Origin of the sequence: Pusillimonas sp. MFBS29, assembly GCF_020687695.1 — a bacterium.
GTDB lineage: Bacteria > Pseudomonadota > Gammaproteobacteria > Burkholderiales > Burkholderiaceae_B > Pusillimonas_C.
The window spans coordinates 295,552-318,181 of sequence record NZ_JAJEWL010000001.1 but is presented as its reverse complement, the minus strand read 5'-3'; the positions used below and the strand labels follow the sequence as shown (position 1 = coordinate 318,181).

Below are 22,630 nucleotides of genomic sequence, written 5' to 3'. Positions count from 1 at the left end.
CAGTGTAGGCCAGCCGTGCCGGACAGCGTTCAATAACCCTATTCCGCTCGGTCCCTTCTGTTGCTCCTGTCGACCGCGGGATACTGGAAGCTGCCGTCAAGGTGAGCCGGGCCAGGCTGATACAAGCGCAAGGTCAGGTAAAAGCCATCATCAGCCGGCGCTGGAAGCCAGTTTTTTCCCTCGCCAGGGTCTTCGGCCGCAATATCAATCGTCAGCCCGCCATCTACATCCAGTCTCAAGCCGGGCGTTCTGTCGCCGATTGAATGTCGACCAATGGGGTTGGCAACCAATAAGCAATTGCTGCGCGCATACAAGGTAATTGACCAGAACGCACCAACATCAGGCAATCCGCCTTGGGGAAAACGCAGCGTATAGGAATGCTCGCCTCGCAAGGGCTGGCCTTCGGCATCGACTTCCGCCATGATGTACATCGCTTCGTCCATACCCAGGGTTCCGATCCAGTTGCGTGCAACGCGAGCCCGCGTCAAGAAATCCGACCCGAAACTCTCGCGCACTTTAACGGCGGTCGTCCAACCCCCGCCCAGCTCCGAATTCTGCGCAACGTCGCGAAGATCCGCATAGACCTGGTTCAGCATTGGCTGCAAAGCTTCTTTCGAAGGCGGCCAGTGCACAAGGGGGGACTCGGGCGGATTCCGCCGGAGCATAATGTTCAGCACACGCAAGTATTCCCCGGCTGCCGGGGCGTCCGCTTGAGGTTCGCTGAACAAGGCGTCGATCCGGGACAGCGCTGGAGTCCCGTCAAGACGCAAGATCTTGAATTGGTCTTGCAAAGTGTGCACTTGATCCAGATCGCCCGGCTCGGCATCTACCAGGATACGGCCAATGATCCAGACATCCTGGCTGGGCGAACTAATCACGTGCATGCCGTCTGGTACGGTACCTGACCAGGCCGGGCCATGCACAAACAAGCGCTGCGCCTCACCCCCAGTGGTTCTGCGGCCGGCATAGGCCCATGGGTTGGTCCACGCATCAAGAAAGCCCAATACCCAATAGCGCTCTCCCATTGCCGGCACATCAATGACCAGTGGGCCTTGCGACAAATCCAGCCAGGCGTTCGTGAACAAAGTGTCATTATTTGGGGTGACGACCTCGGTGTCCGCTGGACTGCGCAAGCCCCGGGTATGTGTGAACTGATTAACCCATCGCATGCCGGAAGCCGGGTGATCCCCCGCATAGCCTTGCTCCACGTGCTTGCGCTGCGTGTTGGCGGCACGCATACGAGCCATTTCGAACAAAGGCAGCGTCTGTATAACTTGCTGCTCCAGACCTGGCGACGGTAAAGCGACAGCATCCTGGGTCAGTAATACCGCATCCAGAGCCACCGCACCCTGGCCTTCCGGCAAAACAAGCAAAGGATTCAGCTCGACCGACTGCAGTGCGCCACCCGCCGCCACGGCAAATTCGGACAACCGCACTATCGTCTGCGCCAGGCTCGGGATGTCGGCCTTGGGCGTACCCCGGAAGCCATTCAACAACGCCACGCTATGCAACTCGGAGATCATTTCATGGGCCTGCTCCATGTTGACCGGGGCCAGCCGCAAGACAACGTCACCCCATACCTCGACGTTGACCCCACCGCTACCCAGCATAAGCACGGTGCCCAAGTGGGGGTCCTGGCGCGCACCCACTATCATTTCAACGCCACCGCCACACATAGGCGCCAGCAGTACGCCGTCGGCCTTGTCCCATATGCCGGCCGAACACAAACCATGCTTGATCGCATCATAGGCCTGGCCCGCCTCGGTCTCATTCTGAATATTCAAGCGCACTCCACCCACCTCACTTTTGTGTGCAATGTGGCCGGACAACACCTTCATGACAACCGGAAAGCCCATTTCTTTAGCACTTGCGATGGCCTGCTCTCTGTTGCCTGCAAGCCGTGTCGCCACCATAGGAAGGCCTGCCTGACCCAGCACCTGCATGGCCTCAGCCTCGTTATAGGCCCCGTGCTCCAGGGCCACGTAGCGAGCGGCCGGAGGATCGCCGCGATCGTGTTCGTGGGAGTGCTGGCGGCGGAAGAAAGTGATGGCTGCCAGAACCCGGATAGCGCGACCGGGATCTGCGAAGCAAACACTTCCGTGTTTTGCCAGTTCGGCTTGCTGCTCTGCATCCGCCAAGGTGCTGAATATAACCAGGCGTTCCGGGAAATCCCTGCGAAGATCCTGCGCCAACCGTCTTTGCGCGGAGCGTATTACAGGGTCCATGCCAAATGCAGACAGAAAAATCAAAAGGCTGCCATAGCCGGCCTGATCCAGCATCAGTCGTGATGCCACATCCAGCAAAGCCGGGTCAGCCGTGACCTGGCCCGTCAGGTCTATGGGATTGTGCGTAGACGCAAAGGGAATCAGCCTCTTGATCCCGGCTTGGGCCTGGGTCGGCATTTCCGTGACTGCCAGCCCTGCCTCCGCCGCATCGTCCGCCATCATGACCCCCACACCACCAGAGACGGTCAGAATCCCTACAGTGTCGTTCTCGGGCATGCCAGAGACCGTCAGGCAATGAGCAATATCAAAAAACTCTTCCAGACTCCGCGCCCGCCAGGCGCCGTGCTGCTTGAACAGTGCATCGTAAACAGCATCCTCGCCGGCCAACGCCGCAGTATGGGACGATGCGGTCAGTGCTCCCAGCTCGGTACGGCCAACCTTGACGATAACCACCGGCTTGTTTGCCATGCGGGCTTTATCCAGCGCACGCCGCAACAGGGAACCGTCCCGACAGCCCTCGATATAAGCCATGATCACTTTTGTTTCAGGGTCGTCAGCCATCCATGCGATACAGTCAGACACACTGATGTCGCTTTCATTGCCCGTGGTAATCCAGTTGGAAAGCCCGACTCCGCGTTCACGCGCCATCGCATACGCGTATGCGCCAAAGGCACCGCTCTGGCATACCATCCCAATATGCCCTCGCTTAGCAAGCCCCATGGCAACCACCGGCGAGAAGGTGGCATAAACAGACCGTCCCATATTCATGAAACCCAGGCAATTAGGTCCCAGAATCCGTATCCCTGCCTCGCTCGCACGCTGAGCAATCTGGTCTTGCAATTGTTTGCCGGCGGCTCCTGTTTCTGCGAAGCCGGCAGAAAAGATGACGATGCTTTTCACGCCGACTGCAATGGCATCGTCCAGCGCAGCGTCGACCGCATCCGCAGGAATCGCGAAAATCGCCATGTCTATAGGAGCACCCACCGTCTTCATGCTGGCGTAGCTGCGTAAGCCTGCAATCTCTTGTGAGCCTGGATTGATAGGATAGATACGCCCTTGGTATCCGTGCTCCATAAGATAACGGATCGGGACCGCTCCAATTTTGTTCGGCTTGGAAGAGGCGCCGACTATGGCAATGGCATCGGGTGAGAGAAAGGAATCCAGGTTGGGCAGCATCATCAGGAAGAGATAAGTTCGCGCTGTTTGCAGCAGACGTCATTGAATATACTTGCCCTTCCGTTAATCGAACAAACTGATATTTTCTATATATTTATCTGATTAAACGATAAGTTCATGATCTTGGCACAGCCCAAATGCCTTATCCTGGTCTTGCAGTATGCCAATCACCTCCCAACCCCAAGGTGAAATCAAGAAAACTCTCTACTGCGGGAGACAGAAGCTCCCGGTGACGAAAAAACATGGTGACCTGCCAGGTCACGGTGGGCTGAGTCACAGGAACAAAAACCAGACCAAAACCCTGGACGAGGTTGCGCGCCATTGAAGGGCAAATCACGTAGCCCGGCCTTACATGCAACATCGCCAATGCCGTATTAACGCGATGCACCGGCATAATGTCATGCGGGTGCACTTTTGCCGGAATATGACTAAGCACGTTTGCCCTTAAGTTGGGCATATAGCTAATTAGTGTTTTGTCATGCAGATCACGCCAACTGACCGACTCCTGCGAACTCAGTATGTCGTCAGGGCGCAAGGCCACCCATAGCGGATCGGTGAACAGCCCTTGTACTTCTATGCTGTCGTCCACCTCTACCCCCGAGGGCCCAAACCCTATATCAGATTTACCGCTATACAAGCCACTGATCACTTCCTCTATAGGAACGTCCTCAAAGCGCACGTCTACGCCGGGAAAACGACTGCTGTAGCTGGCAATCAACTGCGGCAGCATGGTGCAAGAAAGCGTCTCGGGGGCAGCAACACGAACCACCCCACGCCTGAGCTCCCTCAGGTTCTCTACGCTTTCAAGCGCACCATCCAGATTGGCCAGCACCCGACGCACTAAAGGTTCGAACGCCGCTCCCACCACAGAGACAGATACTTTACGCGTACTTCTGTCGAGCAAGCGCACCCCCAGGCGGCTTTCCAGCTCTTTGATCAGACCGCTAAGCGCTGCCTGCGATAAGTGCATGCTGTCGGCAGCATCGGAAAAGCTGCCGCATTCCAATACAGCGATAAATGCCCGCAATTGTCTTAAGGTAACTTCCATCTTCACCTACGCAATCTTTGGCACGCTATTACTTATAAGCATGTCTGATAGATTATGAATTAAATAAAGTTTGTTCGAATTTACTCCCGGTCGTAACCTATAGCAAGAACAAACCAAGAACCACACTCAGGAGACACATATGAAGCTAGTGAAAAGACTGCTATTGTTTGCGGGTGCGACCGGGCTTGCCATGACGCTGACAACCGCAGCGGCACAGGACAGCTGGCCTGACCGGTCGGTCAAGATCATTTCACCTTACGGCGCGGGCGGACCCAATGACATCTCAGCCCGCGTACTGGCTGACCGCTTGAGCACCGAATTTGGACAGACCTTCGTCGTTGAAAACAAGACCGGGGCCGGTACCATCGTGGCCAATAATTTTGTCGCTAAAGCCGATCCTGATGGCTACACCATTCTTTATGCTGCAGCGCCTTTTTCCACCCTGGAAGCCCTGCACGGCAGCTTGAGCTATGACCCCAAGAAAGACCTCAAGGCTGTTGCCATGGTCGCAACCGTTCCTTTGTTTCTTATCGTCAATGCCAATAGCCCCTACAAGACCGTCGACGAGCTGATCAAGCATGGAAAATCCGATAGCGACGGTTTAACAATTGGTTCGCCCGGGCACGGCTCCTTGCCACATTTGGCCGCCGAACTCTTCTTGCGTGATGCGGGTACCAAAGGAATAGTTGTGCACTATAAGGGGGATGTCGCGGCATACACTGATTTGGTTGCCGGTCGTGTCGATGCAACTTTAACCGCCATTACGGCCGCGCTTCCTCATATACAGGCCGGCAAACTACGTGTGCTGGGCGTGGCCTCAGACACCACAAGTGGCATTTACCCAGATGCCCGGCCTTTGAAAGACCAGGGGTTGCCCAACGTTGTGGCAGCAGGATGGTATGGCTTCATGGTTCCTTCCGGTACGCCAGACGACATCGTGCAACGTCTGGATGATGAAGTCGGGCAAGCGCTTGATGATCCCTCCATAAAGAAACGGCTGGTTGACCTTGGCATGGATATCCGTCCTGGCACCAGCGCTCAGTTTGCTCAATTTATCCAGTCGGAAATGGACAAATGGGGAGATGTGATCAAACACGCAAACTTGAAGGCAAAATAGACAGTCCGGAGCGTCAGATTTCAGTTCTGCGATGGTACGATCTGGAACAAACAATTCTTTTTAATTGTATGGTGCCAGATCATGTTTACCGGCCTTAGCGCATTTCCGCTGTCCCCACTGCGTGACGGACATCTCGATGAAATCGCATTCGCGCAACTGACCGAAAGGCTCGCGGCAGCAGGCGTTGGATCCATCTGCGCCCTGGGTTCTACCGGGAACTACGCTTACCTCGATAACGCAGAACGCAAGCGGATAGCTGAACTTGCAGTGCGGCACGCAGGCAATGTGCCGGTGATGATAGGCATCAGTGCGCTGCGCACGCGCGACGTGCTGGACTACGCTGAACACGCACAAAAGGTGGGGGCGAAGGCGGTGCTTCTGGCACCGATGTCCTATCAGCCGCTATCGGCCCAGGAAGTCTTCAAGCTCTATGAAACGGTCACCGGGGCATTGTCGGTACCGCTGGTGGTCTATGACAACCCCGGCACCACGCGCTTCGAGTTCAGTGATGAACTGCATGGTCGTATCGCCGCACTTCCCAATATTGCTTCAATCAAGATTCCGCCGGTGCCTGCTGATCTCGATGCCGCTACGGCACGCGTTGATCGCCTGCGCGCCCGCATCCCTTCTAACGTCACCATCGGAATCAGTGGCGATGCCGTCGCAGCAACCGGCCTGCTTGCAGGGTGCGACAGCTGGTATTCGGTGATCGCGGGGCTGTTTCCCCAGACTGCATTGGCGATCACCCAGGCAGCGCATTCGGGCAATGCGGCACAGGTGCAGCAGTGGTCAGAACGGCTGGAGCCTCTTTGGGCACTGTACCGCCGGTACGGTAGCCTGCGCGTGGCAGCAACCACCGCGGAATTGCTCGGGCATACAGCCTCCCCTTGCCTGCCACCCCCATTGCTGGCTCTGCAAGACGCAGATCGGAAACAGCTTGCCTCGTTTCTGGAGGGGTTTCATGACCAGGCCTAGTGTTTCCGAAAAGCGTGCCCTCTTTCGCAACCTGCACCAATCGGGCTGTTTTGTGCTGCCGAATCCATGGGACGCCGGCAGCGCCGGCATGCTGGCAGCGCTGGGCTTCAAAGCCTTGGCCACGACCAGCTCCGGCTACGCCTGGTCCCAAGCGCATGCCGACGGGCAACTATCGCGCGAGACCGTCCTGGCACACATGCGCCAAATGGTCGAAGCCACCGATTTACCCATCAACGCCGATTTCGAAAGCGGGTTTGCCGATACACCGGAAGGGGTAGCTGAAAGTGTGCGCCTGGCGGTCGACACCGGCGTGGCGGGTATTTCAATTGAAGACGCTACCGGCAATCCACAGGCGCCACAGCGAGGATTAGCCGAATCGGTTCAACGGATGCAGGCAGCACGAGCTGCGATTGATGCCCATGGCAGCGACACCTTGCTAATCGGGCGCGCCGAGAACTTCATCGTGGGTCACCCCGACCTCGACGACACGATCCAGCGTTTGAACGCCTATGCCGATGCCGGAGCGGATTGCGTCTACGCGCCTGGCATTACGACGCGCGAGCAGATCACCGCAGTTGTGACAGCCGTTGCACCTACGCCGGTGAATGTGCTGATTGGCTGGGCTAGCGACCTGACGGTACAGGATCTTGCCGACCTGGGCGTCAGACGCATCAGTGTGGGTGGAGCATTGGCACGCGCAGCCTGGGGAGGGTTTATGCAAGCAGCACGCGCCATCGCCGACCAAGGCCGGTTCGACGGCTTTGCCAACGCCCTGCCCGGCGCGGAACTCAATGCCTTGTTCAGCGAGACAAATAGTTTGAAGCGCTGAACACAAAGTAGCCGGACGAGCGGGAGGATATTTAGGGCGTTTCAGTTTTTGTGAGGATTGGGTCGCTGTAAAATAAGGGCTTTAGTGTTCTATTGATATCTACCGGAAATGAAGGGCAGCAGGATGCTCCGCTCTTCGCCCCCAACGATACCTGGAACTACCAGCGAGCAAACTGATGACGACCAACGAAAAAATCTATTCCGGCAAAACCAAAGATCTGTACGCCTTGCCAAATGACAACATCCTCCTCGTTTTCAAAGACGATGTCACAGGCGAGAACGGCGTGATTGATCCGGGTGCCAACACCGTCATCGGTCAGGTCGAAGGCAAGGGCCGCAAGTCGCTCGCCATGACCGACCACTTCTTCAAGTGTCTTCATGCGGCAGGCATCCCTACTCACCTGGTGCGTCTTGACCTCGACCAAGCCAGCATGGAAGTCCGTCGGGCCGAACCCCTGGGCAAGGATATCAACGGCAAGGGCGGCTTCGAATTCATCTGCCGCACCCGGCCCTGGGGCAGCTTCCGGCGTCGTTACCAGAACTACATTGGCGACACCGTAAGCACGCTCGACTACCTCGTCGAAATCACGATCAAAGACGACGAGCGCGGTGATCCTCTCATTAATGACGACACCATTGTTGCGCTTGGTCTTCTCACCCGGCAGCATCTGGAGCAGGCGAAAGACCTTACGCGCCAAGTGTGCCGCATCGTCGAATCAAATCTGGCCGACAAGGGTCTGAGCCTGATCGACATGAAAATCGAAATCGGCTTCATCGACGGCCAGGTCGTGGTGATCGACGAAGTCTCGGCAGATGCAATGCGCGTCATGGACAGCGATCAAAAAGTGCTGGATCACGGGGTGCTGTACGAAAAGCTGATTGGCTAAGGGCGCTCCGAACAAGTCTTGTGGACCTCTTCTCAGAGTCCAGTTTTCACCGGAACGATCCGGACAGAAAAAACCCCGCTCTCCTATGAAAGCGGGGCCTTTCCGAACTTCAATGTATCAGTTCAGAACTGATTACATATTGTCGATCAAAATATGGGATCTCTGATTTAATTGTTTAATTTCAACAATATAACAATTAGATACTGAGATCATGGCCCCAAATATGGCCCCACTCTGTTGCTGTAGGCTCAGTGGTGCCAGATCTCACTGTCTCACAGGTGATTGAGCTTGATTCCTTATCACCCTCCAGTTCACGTTCGGTACCTCCGATACTGGGCAAGCTGCTTTCTAGGGTCTGCGGTAACGCTTGCGTTAACTCAAAGGCTGATACACCAATAGACTCGGTCATCCACCACGCTGCAATAAAAATTTATTTTCCAGGCATACTCCGGTTTGAAGTCGCCACGTTTGAGCTCAATCACCACGTAACGGCGTAGCTGCAGATGGCAAAACGCCAACATGCGCTGATGTTACGCTCGGAAAAGCCCTTTTCCTCCCATCTCAACCCGGCATTGGCTAAAGTACGCCAATGGCGAAGCAGGAGAATCCGACAACCGCACAGATTGAGGAATTGCGGTCGCTGGTGAAGGAACTCTGATATGGACACGGAACTCTTTGAAAACCTGAAAGAAAGTTTGCGACAAGCCAAGGCTATCCGTGACGGGAAGCTCGAAGGTCGCCGCACAACAGTCAATCCCATTGATGTCAAAGCCGTGCACGAACGCACAAAGCGCTCGCAAGGTGAGTTTGCTGCGGCCATCAACGTCAGTGTGCGTACGCTTCAGAACTGGGAACAACACCAACGCTCTCCTACCGGACCTGCAGCCTCTCTGCTGAAAGTCATGGCAACTGCACCGAAAACCGTCATAAAAGCCCTGCATCAATAGGCGGCTCAGCTTCATGCAATCGCGGCTAAAGCCATACCAACTGACCGGTTCCGCCTGGAACTGGATTTTGTAATTTTTCGGTTAGTGCTATAGCCACCTGCGAACGTTATTCTTGTAAGACAGGAACTTCGCCTGGAATTTTTCCTCTAGCAGACGTTCTTCAGGAATGATCTGAAAGCGCGTGATGTAGGCAATAAAGATGAATATGCCGAGTATCGACAGGAGATTGCCTAAATAAAACACCCATCCAACAAGCACGAGCAGGACACCGAGATACATGGGGTTGCGGCTGTAGCGATAGATGCCTGAATTGATCAGCGATGACGCCTCTGCCGGGTTTTTTGGATCTATGGTGGTGCGGGCACGCCTGAATGTGGCAATGCCTGTCAGGCTGACGGCAATACCTAGCAGGGCTATGGCGACTGCCGCCACAACGCTATGAAGCCAGGCTACGGTCAATGTTGGAAAGATCTCGGAAACCAACCACATGATCAGCCCGATAATCAGCATGACTAAAGGTGGCGGAATGAGTAATTCAAGTCGTTTCATGGTCGTTCTTCCGAGATGCTTTATTCAACAAGCAAGAGCGCATCAAGATCAAGGATGGTGATCTTGCGCTGCCCGGTCTGCAAAATCCATCCTGCCTCTTCAAATTCACCAAGCCGGCGGCTGACGGTTTCTGGGGTGGTGCCCAGAAACGAGGCAAGATGCCTGCGGCTCATGGGCAGGCTGAAGTTGACGGCGCTTTCTTGTTCCGCCAGGTCGGCCAAATACTGTGCAAGACGGGCGTTGATGGATGCCGTGGCGATCGCTGCGGTTTGCTTCTCGCTGGTAGCCAGGCGTCGTGACAGTTCGGCCAGCACGTGCAGGCTGATGTCAGGGTATTGCAGCAAAAGCTCGCGCAAGTCCGCCCGATAGATGGTACAGACCTCTGATGACTGCATGGTTTCGGCGTAAGCGTCGTGGTCGGCGGATGAAAACAAGGCCATCTCTCCGGCAAAATCGCCCGAAGTCAGGATGCGTACAAGCTGCTCTTTACCTGTGTCGGAAAGCCGATACACCTTAATCTTTCCTTTGTGGACGATAAAGAGTTTATCGGATGGATCGCCGGCGCGATGTATGAACTGCCCGCGCTCATAGGTACGCATGGCTGCTTTACCGGCAACAACAGCCAGCACCTCGGAAGGTAAATGGTTGAAGATCGGTACACGCGACACGCATAGCGCGGGTATGTGTTCGCAGCTTGCGTCAGACGTTGAAGAACGGGGCGTAAGGTTCATGCTAGTGCTCACTTGGACAATTGGGCTGTAACTGACACTCCGGCCCGATAGGCCGGAGTGTCTCGTTTCACTTCAGTTCAGTCTTGCTGAATTTCAGGCGGTTTGGCTGCTCGTGCTGTGGCTTGTGGGCCTGCGGGTTTCGTTTCCGTATTTCCCACGTGCCCGGTAACGTATGAGTCTAACGGCATTGAGCGTCACCAGCAGTACGCTCAGTTCATGGACGAGCATGCCCGAAGCCAGGAATATTTTGCCCAGCAGCACGCCGGCGAGCAACAGAATCACAGTGCCCACGGCCAGTATCGTGTTTTGCTGCATGTTGCGCACAGTGGCCTTGGAAAGAGAATAGGCATGTGCGAACTGATCCAGCCGGTCTGACATCAGAACGATATCGGCCGCTTCCATCGAAATATCGGTACCGCCGACCCCCATGGCCAGACCGACATCAGCGGTCGCGAGTGCAGGCGCGTCGTTGATGCCGTCTCCTACCATGGCCACGCGATAGCCTTGGCTTCTCAGTTCGTTGACCCACTTCACTTTGTCCTGCGGCAGCAGTTCGGCGTGCACGGCATCCAGGCCCAGCTCATCACCCACCAATTGCGCCGTATGGCGGTTGTCGCCCGTCAGCATGATCGCCTGCTTCACACCCGCATGGCGTAGTTGCTGGATGGCGCTCTTGGCCTCCGGCTTGATCTGATCGGCAATCGAAATCACGCCAGCCAGTTGCTTGTCTACCGCGATCAGCACGGCGGTATTGCCTGCTTTCTCGCGTTGGATGGCATAGGCATCGACTTGCTCGGCAATAGATACTCCCTGGTCTGCCATGAGCTTGCGATTGCCAATAGCCAGATGCCGCCCCGCGACAGTGGCGACCATGCCGCCACCCTTGATGATGGCGACATCTTGTGGTTCTTCGCTCAGGGCCAGTTCACGCTTTCTGGCTTCAGCCACGATAGTCTGTCCCAGATGGTGTTCGGAAAGCCTCTCGGCCTCAGCCACCAGGCGCAGCAGCGTATTTTCTTCCATGCCCCAGCTTTTCACTTCGGTGACTTCGGGCTTGCCCTTGGTCAGGGTGCCGGTTTTGTCGAAAATAACGAGGTCGACCTTGGAGAGCTTCTCCATGATTTCGCCGCCCTTGACCAATACACCGTTACGCGCTCCATTGCCTATGCCCGCCACCATGGAAACGGGTGCCGATATGACCAACGCGCCAGGACAGGCGATGACCAGGAAAGTAAGTGCCAGTTCCACGTTGCGCGAGAATACGTACACCAGAATGGAAAGCACAACGATGGTCGGTGTGTAGATATTGGCGAAACGATCAAGGAACTTTTGCGTGGTGGTCTTGGATTCCTGAGCCTCTTCCACCATCTCGATGATCTTGGCAAAAGTGGTGTCATTGCCCACACGGTCGGCGGTGACTTCGATGTAGCCGTTGTCGATGATGGTGCCGCTGAACACGCGGTCGCCCATCGACTTGCTGACCGGGACGGATTCACCTGTAATGGCCGCCTCGACAATCAACGCCCGGCCCGAAACGATGGCGCCGTCCACGGCAACCTTCTCGCCAGAGCGAATCAGTACCCTATCGCCTTTGATCACTTCTTCGACAGGAACTTTGACATGGCCTTCCGGACGAATCACCGTGGCTTCGGTCGGCGTCTGATCGATGAGGTTACGCAGGGATGAGCGCGTTTTCTCCAGCGTGCGTGATTCCAGGTAGGCACCGAAGATAAATAGAAAAGTCACTACTGCCGATTCGACATACTCGCCGATGATCAAGGCGCCGATGACGGCGATGGTGACTAGCAACTCAATGCTGAAGGCCTTCATGCGCAGTGCCTTGAAGGCCTTGATGGCAATAAAGTAACCCGCGAACAGCGAGGACGCGATCAGGACATAGTCCTTCCATTGCGCAAGCCCGGCCCAATGCAGACCAAAAGCAATCAGCAGCATCAGGCCGGTGACGCCAGCAATATGGGAATTTTTAAGCTTATTCATGTCATGCTCCAATGCACCCAAGTTAAGGTGACCGGATATGGGTCGCCAATGACGGCCCATATCCGAACGTGCTTACAAGACCTTCTTCGACAACACCGGATAGCCGAGCCGTACGATCATGCTCTCTAAGGTGTCGGCATCCGTCCTGGATTCATCGAATTCCGCCCGTACGCGCCCCGAGTTGAACATCACCTTGACCTCGCTTACGCCATTGACTTTTCCGACCGTATTCTCGATCTTCTTCACACAGGAAGGACAGGTGAAGGGTTCCATGTTGAAAACGACTTTTTTCATTTTTTGCTCCTGGTTGATGAGTTGATGACTTCATCCTAAGCGAGCAAGACACTTCAAGTATTGACGGGTGACAAGTTTCAGAATTGAAAGCAACCGATGGTGATACAGGCCTATTTCATTTATGACAGCGTTATATGAATCCATATCGCGAGGCCGGCGTATAAAAACTTTCTTTTAGTTAAAAAGTGACGACCGTCAATTTCTTTCTTCTCGAGGCTTAGTAGCATGATTACTGTTGATCGAATGCGTTGTTGCAACACACATGAACGAACACATCCTTTAATTCAATCTGGAGTTAATCATGAAATTACCTGCACACCTAGTTTTTGCCGCTCTGTTGGCCCTTCCTCTGACCACTATGACTGGTACGGCCATCGCTGCAGAATCTGCGTATAGCCATGGCCATGAGCTCCATGGCACTATGGAGCTGAACCAGGGGCAGAAATGGGAGACCGATGCACCGTTACGCCAAGGCATGGGCGCGCTGCATCAGATCGTTTCCGCAGGTCTGGACGGTGCCCACGCAAATGCATTGAAATCAGATGACTATAAAAAAATGTCCGGGGAAATTATGACCCAATTCACCTATATCGTCGAAAACTGCAAGCTGGAACCTGAAGCCGACGCTCAGCTTCACATTCTGCTTGGCAATATCAGTCAAGGCGTTAACGTGATTGAGGGCAAGGTGTCGGGCGAGCAACCGGTAGACGGGCTGATCAAGATGGCCCAGGCGCTGAACAGTTACGGTTCATATTTCAATCATCCGAACTGGGAAAGTTTTGATGTTTCTCACTAAGGACGCATGAACATGCGTTGAGCAGGCCTCTGGCTTTAACCACACAGGCAAGTCGGGGGCCTGTGCCATTGGAAAATGCTTGGCCGCCGCACTTGAGATAACCAAAACCATAGCAAAAACCCCGATCCGGATGATAAAACTCATGAAATATCAATGGAATTTCATGCATCAGCAATCAATATGGTGACGGCGCCCTACTCTTCCAGCCCGCCGCTCAAGGGCTCCGCGGCAACCCCTGTCAAGCGACATCAGGAAGCTGGTACTGGACGAGGTTCAGAGCTTCATGCGGCAACCTGCCTATAGGGCCCCCAGCGCTTTCGCACCGATGACGAACAGATGATCGCCAAGAACCCTGCTTTTCTCTTCACTGATGCTGATTTGCTGCAACGCTTCACGCTGGAGTTTCAGAGAACATCCAGTCTGTACTACCAGGAACAACTGACCTTTCCAGACCTGATCCAGCGGATTCACGAAAATCTGGATGTCATGTAAGCCAGATGCAAGCCTCATCCAAAGCCGTCATCAAAAAACCCCGCTGCCAAACTTCTGGGAGCGGGGTTTGAGAAACCATGGCTGACTAATTCAGCCGAGGCCTAAAAATCACATTTCATTAATAAATGAAATGTGATTTCACATATTGTCGATCATGACCTGGCCAAAGCCCGAGCACGATACCTGGGTAGCGCCTTCCATCAGGCGGGCGAAGTCGTAGGTGACCTTTTTCGACAGGATGGATTTTTCCATGCTGGAGATGATCAGGTCGGCGGCTTCGGTCCAGCCCATGTGACGCAGCATCATTTCGGCGGACAGGATCTCGGAACCGGGGTTCACGTAGTCTTTGCCTGCGTACTTGGGTGCAGTACCGTGGGTAGCTTCGAACATGGCGACGGAGTCGGACAAGTTCGCACCGGGGGCGATACCAATACCGCCAACTTGTGCAGCCAGGGCGTCGGAGACGTAGTCGCCGTTCAGGTTCAGTGTGGCGATGACGTCGTATTCAGCGGGACGCAGCAGGATTTGCTGCAGGAAGGCGTCGGCGATGGAATCCTTGACGGTGATTTCACGACCGGTTTTGGGATTCTTGAATTTGCACCATGGGCCGCCGTCGATCAGTTCGGCACCGAATTCTTTCTGAGCCAGCTCGTAACCCCAGTCACGGAAGCCACCTTCGGTGAACTTCATGATGTTGCCCTTGTGCACCAGGGTAACCGACGACCTGTCGTTATCGATGGCGTACTGGATGGCCTTGCGAACCAGACGCTGTGTACCTTCGCGCGATACGGGCTTGACGCCGATACCGGACGTTTCGGGGAAACGGATCTTGGTAACGCCCAGCTCGTTCTGCAGGAACTCGATCAGTTTCTTGGCATTGGCGCTTTCTGCTTCGAACTCGACACCTGCGTAGATGTCTTCCGAGTTCTCGCGGAAAATGACCATATTGGTTTTTTCGGGCTCTTTCACAGGCGAAGGCACGCCCTTGAAGTACTGGATGGGGCGCAGGCAGACGTACAGGTCGAGCTGCTGGCGCAGGGCAACGTTCAAGGAACGAATACCGCCGCCAACGGGGGTAGTCAGGGGACCCTTGATCGATACAACGTAGTCTTTGACAGCTTCCAGGGTTTCTTCGGGCAACCAGACGTCAGGGCCGTAAACCTTGGTGGATTTTTCGCCGGCATAAACTTCCATCCAGTGGATTTTGCGCTTGCCATCATAGGCTTTTGCAACAGCCGCATCGACAACCTTGAGCATGACGGGCGTAATGTCGCCGCCGGTACCGTCGCCTTCAATGTAAGGAATGATGGGTTCGTCGGGTACGTTGAGCGAAAAATCGGCGTTAACCGTGATCTTCTGGCCCGCAGCCGGGACCTTGATATGCTGATAGGACATGAATGCTCCAGTTTGCTCCGTAAGGAGTAGAAATCTGTCGAATGGGAATAAACGCTCAGCGCAGAAACGCTCAGTCTTATATAAGAGTAGTTTATCCTAAATTTGACGACACCGATACGGCAGCCACACTTTTCCGGCCTGAAACCAGGCATGGCAGCAGGTAAAATGGGTATTTTAGCGGCAAGCGCGACGCCATCGTATTGCCGCAGCGATTGTTATTACAGGAAGCTTTATGTTTAACCCCTCGCGGGAACAGGTTCGTGCCTTCTTTACCGAAGCCTGGCTCAAGCACAAGACCGCCAAGGTTCTGACGCCGCTTGAGACCATGGCGGTCGACCTGATGGAATTACATCCCGAGTATCATGCTGATCTGGAGCGGCCGGATGCCGCAGAGGCCGACTTTTCCGTCGAGCAGGGCAAAACCAATCCGTTTTTGCACTTGTCGATGCACCTGGCCATCAATGAACAGCTGTCGATAGACCAGCCGCCGGGCATCAAGGCCGCATTTCAGGGCCTGCTGGCTACGCGCGATGCGCATGAAGCCGCTCACGTGATTATGGAAGCGCTGGGTGAAACGGTGTGGGAATCCCAGCGCCTGGGCACCCCCCTGGATACCGACAAATATCTGGAACTGATCCGCAGGCACGCAACTCGCGCATAAAAAAATCCCTGGCACGATGCACAGGGATTTTTTTACCGCAGCCAAGTATTACTTGCGCACAGCCAGCGGTGACGGCAGGCTGGAAAGCCATGCCGAAATATTCTTGATGTCGGTTGGCGACAATTGAGCCACCATGGCACCCATAATGGCATTCTTGCGAATGTTGGCGGTGTCGGGAGCACCGGCAGCGCCACGCTTGTAAGACTTGAGTGCGTGCTCCAGGTAGTCTTGGTGCTGACCAGCCAGGATCGGGTAGGAAGGCAATGTGGAAGTTTTGCCGTCAGCGCCGTGACAAGTCACACAGGTGAATTTTTCAAATGCGGCTTTGCCTGCTTCCAGATCGGCGGCATTTACGCCCGAAGCCATAGTCAGAACGGCGGAGCCTGCCAAGGCGAGTATCAATTTTTTCATTCAGGCCCCCGATTATTTAAGACTGGAGTAATAAGCCGCCAAATCAGCCATGTCTTGCTCGGTAAGACTTTGGGCGATGGCTTCCATAGTGGGGAAAGTGCGTGCACCACTGGCGTACTCTTTCAGCGCTGCCACGATGTACTCGGCATTCTGACCTGCAATCATGGGCACGTGATAGATCTCGGGGTAGCTGGACTTATAGCCCTCAATCCCGTGGCACCCAATACACATGGAGGTTTTAGATAGCGCGGCCTTAGCGTCACCCACGGGCGCGGCGTCGGCCGCATGGGCTTGGCCCGCAATTGCACAGGAGGCCGTAACGGCTAGCGCAGACAAGGTGCGCGTCAGGTAAGTTCGCAACTTCATAATAGCTCTTATTTGGCGGTGAATAGATGTTGATCTAAATCAACAGACCAACGAAAAACTGAGATTGTACGATAATTGTGATGAACCAGACACGAATGGCACGGCCACTACACAATTACATACAACACCCGGAGCACCCGATGACTTCTGCGGCACCCGATTTTTCTACTGAACGTTTTACAGGCACCGAACGTTATGTCGCCACCGACGACCTGAAGCTGGCGGTCAACGCGGCCCTGGCACTCGAGCGCCCGCTGCTGATCAAGGGCGAACCCGGCACCGGCAAGACCATGCTGGCTGAAGAGGTTGCCGCCGCACTCGGCCGGCCACTGTTGCAGTGGCATATCAAGTCGACGACCAAAGCCCACCAGGGGCTATATGAATATGATGCTGTCTCACGCCTGCGCGATTCGCAATTGGGTGACGAAAAGGTACGCGACATTGGCAACTACATCGTCAAGGGCGTGCTGTGGCAGGCGTTCATATCCGATGAGCCCACCGTGGTTCTGATCGACGAAATCGACAAGGCCGACATCGAGTTCCCCAATGACCTGCTGCGCGAGCTGGACCGCATGGAATTTCATGTTTATGAAACTCACCAGACCATCAAGGCCAGGCACCGCCCGCTGATCATCATTACATCCAACAATGAAAAAGATCTGCCCGACGCTTTCCTGCGGCGCTGCTTTTTTCATTACATCAATTTCCCTACGCCCGAGACCATGAAGGAAATCGTGGCAGTCCATTACCCCGACATCCGGGCCGACGTGTTGCGGGCTGCACTCGATACCTTCTTTGCCCTGCGCGATGCGCCAGGGCTCAAGAAGAAGCCCTCGACTTCCGAATTCCTCGACTGGCTGCGCCTGCTGACCAACGAAGCCGTATCTGCCGACCAAATCAGCAAAACCCAGGGCGATCTGCCGCTGATGGCCGGCGCCCTGCTCAAGAACGAACAAGACCTGACGCTGCTGCAGCGCCTGGCCGCCATGACTCGCGCCGGCCAGCGACGCTAAGGTCCAGTCACCGAATTTTCCGGCCAGACGCCGCATGCCCCGGCCAAAAGCCGACTCTCCCGGAGTTTTTGAATGAGTTCGAAACAAGGTTTTCGTCAGCAGCCCAGCCCAACCACCCTTGAGGGCCTTGGGGTAAGACTGCTCCCTTTGCAGAAATCACACGCCGAAGCACTGGAACAGGCAGCCGCCGACGGAGAATTATGGAAGCTGCGCGTAACATCGGTCCCCGAGCCAGGAACAAGTGCCGCCTATATCGACACTGCACTGCAAGGTCAGCAAGACGGCCACATGCTGCCGTTCGCAATATTTGAGGAAAGTACCGGAAAACTGGTCGGCACCAGCAGATATCACGACATCATTCCTTCCGTCGCCCGGCTTGAGATTGGCTACACGTGGTATGCAAAGCGCTGGCAGCGCAGCCATGTCAATACCGCCTGCAAATTACTGCTGCTGCGCCACGCCTTCGACACGCTGGGCGCGCAGGTGGTGGGCTGGCGTACCGATAATTTCAATATCGCATCGCAACGAGCCATAGAGCGCCTGGGTGCCCGTAAAGACGGGGTGTTGCGGCATCATGCATTGCGTCGTGACGGCACGGTACGTGATACCGTCATGTACAGCTTGCTCGCGGGCGAATGGCCCGAGGTCGAGAAACACCTGGAGTATCAACTGCTGAGCCGACATGCTGACTGATTTTTTCTATCATTTGCGCGCGCGCAAGCTCCCTGTTTCAGTACAGGAGTACCTTACCCTGCTCAAACTGCTGCAGGCGCGCATCATGCCGCCCACGGTCGATGACTTCTATCACCTGGCCCGCATGACGCTGATCAAGGACGAGACCCTGTTCGACCGCTACGACCAGGCTTTCGGCGAGTTTTATCGCACACTGCAGGCCGCTTTGCCGGACGCCAAGGAAATCCCTCTTGACTGGCTGATCAAGCAGTTTCAGAAGAACCTTACACCGGAAGAAAAGGCCGCGATAGAAAAGCACGGTTGGGACAAGCTGATGGAGCTGTTCAAGGAGCGACTGGAAGAACAGCAGGAGCGCCACGCCGGTGGAAATAAATGGATAGGTACCGGAGGATCCTCGCCTTTCGGTCACGGCGGCTACCACCCCGAAGGCATACGTCTGGGCGGGCCGTCTGCGGGAAACCGGACAGGTGTCAAGGTATGGGAAAAGCGCGAGTACAAGGATTACGATGACCAGCAGGAACTGGGCACGCGCAACTTCAAGATGGCTTTGCGCCGCCTGCGGCGGTTCGCCCGTGAAGGGGCCGAACTGGAACTGGACCTGGACCACACCATAAGCAGCACAGCCAGAAATGCCGGCTTCCTGGACCTGCAGATGGTGCCTGAGCGGCACAATACCGTTAAGGTACTCATGCTGCTCGATGTGGGCGGCAGCATGGACGATCACATCACTCGTGTCGAAGAGCTGTTTTCCGCGGCACGCAGTGAATTCCGCCATCTCGAGGTCTATTATTTTCATAACTGTCCGTACGAGTCATTATGGCGCAATAACCGCCGCCGGCACTCAGAACGCTTCGATACCTGGGACGTTCTGCGCAAATACAACGACGACTGGCGACTGATCATAGTCGGAGATGCGACCATGAGTCCGTACGAAATTTTGCAGCCGGGGGGCTCCGTCGAGCATTACAACAAGGAAACCGGAGCCACATGGCTGCAACGCCTGCTGGATAACTGGCCCAAGGCAGTGTGGCTGAATCCCGAGCCCTCGGCGTACTGGCAATACCGCCAATCTATCGCTGTGATCCAGAACATCATGAACAATCGCATGTATGGCGTTACGGTGAGCGGTCTGGAACAAGCCATGCGCATGCTGTCCAAGTAAAGCGCACAGACACCGCCGTTCACCCACTCTTTCATGTAACTTATGTAACGCCACTGATATCATGTGGTGTCACCTTACTTTTCGAGAACAATACATGCTGTACCGTCTGCGTCTGGTTCACGCTCTGCTGCTGAGCTGCCTTCTGTTGCTGTCTCCATCCATAGGCCGCGCCAAGCCAACGGCGCGGGTTACCTTGCCCGCCGGCATGGTGCAGCAACACAGCGTGGAAGGTGTCACCGAATACGTGATGCCCAACGGGCTGCGCATATTGCTGGCCCCTGACTCGTCCAAACCCATGACCACGGTCAACATGACCTATCTGGTTGGCTCACGGCACGAGAACTACGGCCAGACCGGTATGGCGCACCTGCTGGAACACCTTTTGTTCCGCGGCACTCCCAGCCTGCGCAATGCCCTGGCAGAATTTTCCAGACGTGGTCTGGCTGCCAACGGCTCGACCTCCAGCGATCGCACGAACTACTACGCCAGCTTTGCCGCCAACCCCGAAACACTGGACTGGTATCTGCGCTGGCAGGCAGACGCCATGGTCAATTCGCTGATTGCCCAGGAAGACCTGGATGCGGAAATGACGGTAGTGCGCAACGAAATGGAACGCGGTGAAAACAGTCCGCTACAGGTACTGATGCAGAATATGCAGTCCGCGGCCTTTCGCTGGCACAATTACGGCCACAGCACCATCGGGGCGCGCTCCGATGTCGAGAACGTCGATATCTTGCAGTTGCGGGCGTTCTATCAACAGTATTACCAGCCCGACAATGCTGTCCTGATCGTCTCGGGCCAGTTCGATACCCAGGCAACGCTGAAGACCATTGCCGACGCGTTTGGTCCTATCGCGCGCCCCACCCGGCCGCTTCCGCCTGAGTACACCATAGAGCCCGTCCAGGAGGGCGAACGTCAGATCATCTTGCGCCGACAAGGCGGCAGCCCCCTGATTGCCGCCCTGTACCATGCTCCCGCCGCCGGACATCCCGACTTCATTGCGCTTGACCTGGGCGTGTCGATGCTGGCAGACGTGCCCTCGGGACAACTGTACAAGTCGCTGGTCGGCCAGCACCTGAGCACCAATGTGCTTGGCTTTACTGCGGGTCTGAATCAGCCCGGCTATGCATTCTTCGCCGCACAGCTTGACGAAGGCATGAATCAGAAACAGGCCCTGCAAGCCATGCAAGAGACTCTCGATACCGCCGGCCAGCAAGGGTTCACCGAAGAGGAACTCGGTCGCATACGTAACCAGTGGCTGACTGACTGGTCTCAGATCCAGGCCGACCCGGCAGATCTGGCCTCGGCACTGTCCGGAAGCGTCGCCGATGGTGACTGGCGACTATTCTTCCTGCAACGCGACCAGGTCGAACAGGTCAAGCTTGAAGACGTCCGACGCGTTACCCGCGCCTACCTGGTAGCCGACAATCGCACCAGCGGCATGTATATACCGACCGAGCAGCCGGTGCGCGCGCCACAAGACGGCAGCAGCCAGCTCGACACGCTGCTCAAGGACTATAAAGGCAAGGAAGCTGACCAGGCCATTGACACTTTCGATCCGACTCCGGCGCGCATCAACGAACTGACGCAACGCAGTTCGCTCGCCCTGCCCAATGGCGACGTCAAGCTTGCATTGCTGCCCAAACCCACCCGTGGCGATCAGGTGCAAGCCAAGCTGCTGATCCAGTTTGGCGATGTCGAAAGCCTGAAAGGCCAGCGCAGCGTCTCGGGTGCAGTAGCTGATCTGCTTGAACATGGCACCACTACAATGAGCCGCCAGCAGATCCAGGATCAATACACCAAGCTGCAGGCCAATGTCGGCATAGGCGGCGGCGCCGGTATCGTCGTGGCCAGCTTGTCTACAACCCGTAACAATCTGCCTGCTCTGGTCGAACTCGTTCTGCATGTGATACGAGAGGCCAATTTCCCCGAGGACGAGCTGACCAAATACCAGACGCGTGTGAGCACATCCATCAAGAATTCCATGTCGGAGCCCAGTGCCCTGGCATCTCGCGCGCTGGCACGCCATGACAACCCCTGGCCCCAGGACGACATCCGCTATACCCCGAGTTTCGAAGAGGACATCAATGAAGTTGCCGCACTGACGCGTGAGCAACTGCTGGACTTTCACAATGAGTACTACGGTGCAGGCACGATAGCCTTTTCGGCAGTGGGCGCTTTCGATCCCGACGCGGTCAAGACAGCCTTGACCAATGGCCTGGAAGGCTGGAAACAAGCCCCGGCCTATCAGCGTGTGCCCGACCCCTACCACCCCGTTCCTGCTGAAACCTTCCACATCAATGCACCCGACAAGGCTAACGCGTTCTACTTGTCGACGGCACGGGTAGAAGTGCAGGACACCGATCCGGATTATGCCGCCTTGTACATGGCAAACCGCTTGCTGGGTGGCACCGAAACCTCGCGCCTGTGGGAGCGCATCCGCGTCCGCGAGGGCTTGTCGTACGACGTACGCAGCAGCCTGGACGTCTCGTCCTACGAACCGTCGGGTGAATGGGATATCTACGCCATACATGCCCCCGGGAATACTGAAAAGCTGCGCGCGGCTATAAGCGAGGAGCTTCAGCGCGCACTGCAGGACGGTTTTACCGAAGAGGAAGTGCGCGAAGGCGTACAGGCCTTGCTGAACTTTCGCAAGCTGGCCCGTACGCGCGACAGTGTGCTGGCATCGACCTGGATCAATTACATGCAGCTTGGTCGTGACTTCACCTGGTCTGCCGATATCGACAAGGCCCTGTCGGCCCTCACGGCCGACAAGGTGAACGCGGCGCTGCGCAAATGGCTGGACCCTGCCAGCTTCAGCACCGCCATTGCAGCGGATCAAAGCAAGCAGTAAGGCGCGGGCAAA

The 22,630-nt window shown here is 55.7% G+C and carries 22 protein-coding genes; 12 read left to right on the top strand and 10 right to left on the bottom strand.

Translation table 11 applies throughout. From position 1 onward, the window contains the following. Positions 1–38: 38 nt before the first annotated feature. Together LKR43_RS01550 and LKR43_RS01545 are read right to left on the bottom strand one after the other, a co-directional pair. The gene (locus tag LKR43_RS01550) at positions 39–3,404 is read right to left on the bottom strand and encodes an acetate--CoA ligase family protein (protein ID WP_227682082.1); all 3,366 of its coding nucleotides are present in this window, start codon (positions 3,402–3,404) and stop codon (positions 39–41) included. A 139-nt stretch (positions 3,405–3,543) separates the two neighbouring features. Then, positions 3,544–4,449, bottom strand: a complete 906-nt coding sequence (locus tag LKR43_RS01545; protein ID WP_227682081.1) for a LysR family transcriptional regulator — start codon at positions 4,447–4,449, stop codon at positions 3,544–3,546. Positions 4,450–4,588: 139 nt separating this feature from the next. Here LKR43_RS01545 and LKR43_RS01540 point away from each other — a divergent pair, with 139 nt between their 5' ends. From LKR43_RS01540 to LKR43_RS01525, 4 genes are all read left to right on the top strand, one after another. Beyond that, positions 4,589–5,566: a tripartite tricarboxylate transporter substrate binding protein gene (locus LKR43_RS01540; protein ID WP_227682080.1), complete on the top strand. Its 978-nt coding sequence runs from the start codon at positions 4,589–4,591 to the stop codon at positions 5,564–5,566. A gap of 81 nt (positions 5,567–5,647) precedes the next feature. Continuing rightward, the gene (locus tag LKR43_RS01535) at positions 5,648–6,541 is read left to right on the top strand and encodes a dihydrodipicolinate synthase family protein (protein WP_227682079.1); all 894 of its coding nucleotides are present in this window, start codon (positions 5,648–5,650) and stop codon (positions 6,539–6,541) included. Beyond that, the gene (locus LKR43_RS01530) at positions 6,528–7,370 is read left to right on the top strand and encodes an oxaloacetate decarboxylase (protein ID WP_227682078.1); all 843 of its coding nucleotides are present in this window, start codon (positions 6,528–6,530) and stop codon (positions 7,368–7,370) included. Before LKR43_RS01535 ends, LKR43_RS01530 begins: the two co-directional genes overlap by 14 nt. Positions 7,371–7,545: 175 nt before the next feature. Then, positions 7,546–8,256 (top strand): phosphoribosylaminoimidazolesuccinocarboxamide synthase, encoded by a 711-nt coding sequence (locus LKR43_RS01525; protein ID WP_227682077.1) that lies wholly within the window; start codon positions 7,546–7,548, stop codon positions 8,254–8,256. A 377-nt stretch (positions 8,257–8,633) separates the two neighbouring features. Here the strand turns inward: LKR43_RS01525 and LKR43_RS01520 are convergent, their stop codons facing one another. Then, positions 8,634–8,777 (bottom strand): PDDEXK nuclease domain-containing protein, encoded by a 144-nt coding sequence (locus LKR43_RS01520; RefSeq protein WP_227682076.1) that lies wholly within the window; start codon positions 8,775–8,777, stop codon positions 8,634–8,636. A gap of 138 nt (positions 8,778–8,915) precedes the next feature. Here LKR43_RS01520 and nadS point away from each other — a divergent pair, with 138 nt between their 5' ends. After that, on the top strand, positions 8,916–9,203 hold the full coding sequence (nadS, locus tag LKR43_RS01515; protein ID WP_227682075.1) for a NadS family protein: 288 nt from the start codon (positions 8,916–8,918) through the stop codon (positions 9,201–9,203). A gap of 87 nt (positions 9,204–9,290) precedes the next feature. Here the strand turns inward: nadS and LKR43_RS01510 are convergent, their stop codons facing one another. From LKR43_RS01510 to LKR43_RS01495, 4 genes are all read right to left on the bottom strand, one after another. Beyond that, a complete protein-coding gene (locus tag LKR43_RS01510) occupies positions 9,291–9,752 on the bottom strand; it encodes an isoprenylcysteine carboxylmethyltransferase family protein (protein ID WP_227682074.1) in 462 nt (153 codons plus the stop codon). Between the two features lie 20 nt (positions 9,753–9,772). Then, positions 9,773–10,483 (bottom strand): Crp/Fnr family transcriptional regulator, encoded by a 711-nt coding sequence (locus LKR43_RS01505; RefSeq protein WP_227682073.1) that lies wholly within the window; start codon positions 10,481–10,483, stop codon positions 9,773–9,775. A gap of 93 nt (positions 10,484–10,576) precedes the next feature. Continuing rightward, on the bottom strand, positions 10,577–12,481 hold the full coding sequence (locus LKR43_RS01500) for a cation-translocating P-type ATPase (RefSeq protein ID WP_227682072.1): 1,905 nt from the start codon (positions 12,479–12,481) through the stop codon (positions 10,577–10,579). Between the two features lie 72 nt (positions 12,482–12,553). Beyond that, on the bottom strand, positions 12,554–12,775 hold the full coding sequence (locus LKR43_RS01495) for a heavy-metal-associated domain-containing protein (RefSeq protein WP_227682071.1): 222 nt from the start codon (positions 12,773–12,775) through the stop codon (positions 12,554–12,556). 301 nt (positions 12,776–13,076) lie between these two features. Here LKR43_RS01495 and LKR43_RS01490 point away from each other — a divergent pair, with 301 nt between their 5' ends. Together LKR43_RS01490 and LKR43_RS01485 are read left to right on the top strand one after the other, a co-directional pair. Next, on the top strand, positions 13,077–13,571 hold the full coding sequence (locus tag LKR43_RS01490; RefSeq protein ID WP_227682070.1) for a hypothetical protein: 495 nt from the start codon (positions 13,077–13,079) through the stop codon (positions 13,569–13,571). A gap of 336 nt (positions 13,572–13,907) precedes the next feature. Further along, positions 13,908–14,063: a hypothetical protein gene (locus LKR43_RS01485; protein WP_227682069.1), complete on the top strand. Its 156-nt coding sequence runs from the start codon at positions 13,908–13,910 to the stop codon at positions 14,061–14,063. Between the two features lie 138 nt (positions 14,064–14,201). Here the strand turns inward: LKR43_RS01485 and icd are convergent, their stop codons facing one another. Beyond that, positions 14,202–15,458 (bottom strand): NADP-dependent isocitrate dehydrogenase, encoded by a 1,257-nt coding sequence (icd, locus tag LKR43_RS01480; protein WP_227682068.1) that lies wholly within the window; start codon positions 15,456–15,458, stop codon positions 14,202–14,204. A 232-nt stretch (positions 15,459–15,690) separates the two neighbouring features. Here icd and LKR43_RS01475 point away from each other — a divergent pair, with 232 nt between their 5' ends. Further along, positions 15,691–16,119 (top strand): DUF1841 family protein, encoded by a 429-nt coding sequence (locus LKR43_RS01475; protein ID WP_227682067.1) that lies wholly within the window; start codon positions 15,691–15,693, stop codon positions 16,117–16,119. Between the two features lie 48 nt (positions 16,120–16,167). Here the strand turns inward: LKR43_RS01475 and LKR43_RS01470 are convergent, their stop codons facing one another. Further along, positions 16,168–16,530 (bottom strand): cytochrome c, encoded by a 363-nt coding sequence (locus tag LKR43_RS01470; RefSeq protein WP_227682066.1) that lies wholly within the window; start codon positions 16,528–16,530, stop codon positions 16,168–16,170. Positions 16,531–16,542: 12 nt separating this feature from the next. Continuing rightward, on the bottom strand, positions 16,543–16,896 hold the full coding sequence (locus LKR43_RS01465; RefSeq protein ID WP_227682065.1) for a cytochrome c: 354 nt from the start codon (positions 16,894–16,896) through the stop codon (positions 16,543–16,545). A 140-nt stretch (positions 16,897–17,036) separates the two neighbouring features. Here LKR43_RS01465 and LKR43_RS01460 point away from each other — a divergent pair, with 140 nt between their 5' ends. The 4 genes from LKR43_RS01460 (at position 17,037) to LKR43_RS01445 (ending at position 22,618) form a co-directional block, all read left to right on the top strand. After that, a complete protein-coding gene (locus tag LKR43_RS01460) occupies positions 17,037–17,909 on the top strand; it encodes a MoxR family ATPase (protein WP_227682064.1) in 873 nt (290 codons plus the stop codon). Between the two features lie 72 nt (positions 17,910–17,981). After that, positions 17,982–18,602, top strand: a complete 621-nt coding sequence (locus LKR43_RS01455) for a GNAT family N-acetyltransferase (RefSeq protein ID WP_227682063.1) — start codon at positions 17,982–17,984, stop codon at positions 18,600–18,602. Further along, positions 18,592–19,764 (top strand): VWA domain-containing protein, encoded by a 1,173-nt coding sequence (locus tag LKR43_RS01450; protein WP_227682062.1) that lies wholly within the window; start codon positions 18,592–18,594, stop codon positions 19,762–19,764. The genes LKR43_RS01455 and LKR43_RS01450 overlap by 11 nt, the downstream gene beginning before the upstream one ends. 94 nt (positions 19,765–19,858) lie before the next feature. Beyond that, positions 19,859–22,618, top strand: coding sequence for a pitrilysin family protein (locus LKR43_RS01445; protein WP_227682061.1), 2,760 nt, complete (start codon positions 19,859–19,861; stop codon positions 22,616–22,618). Positions 22,619–22,630 lie beyond the last annotated feature (12 nt).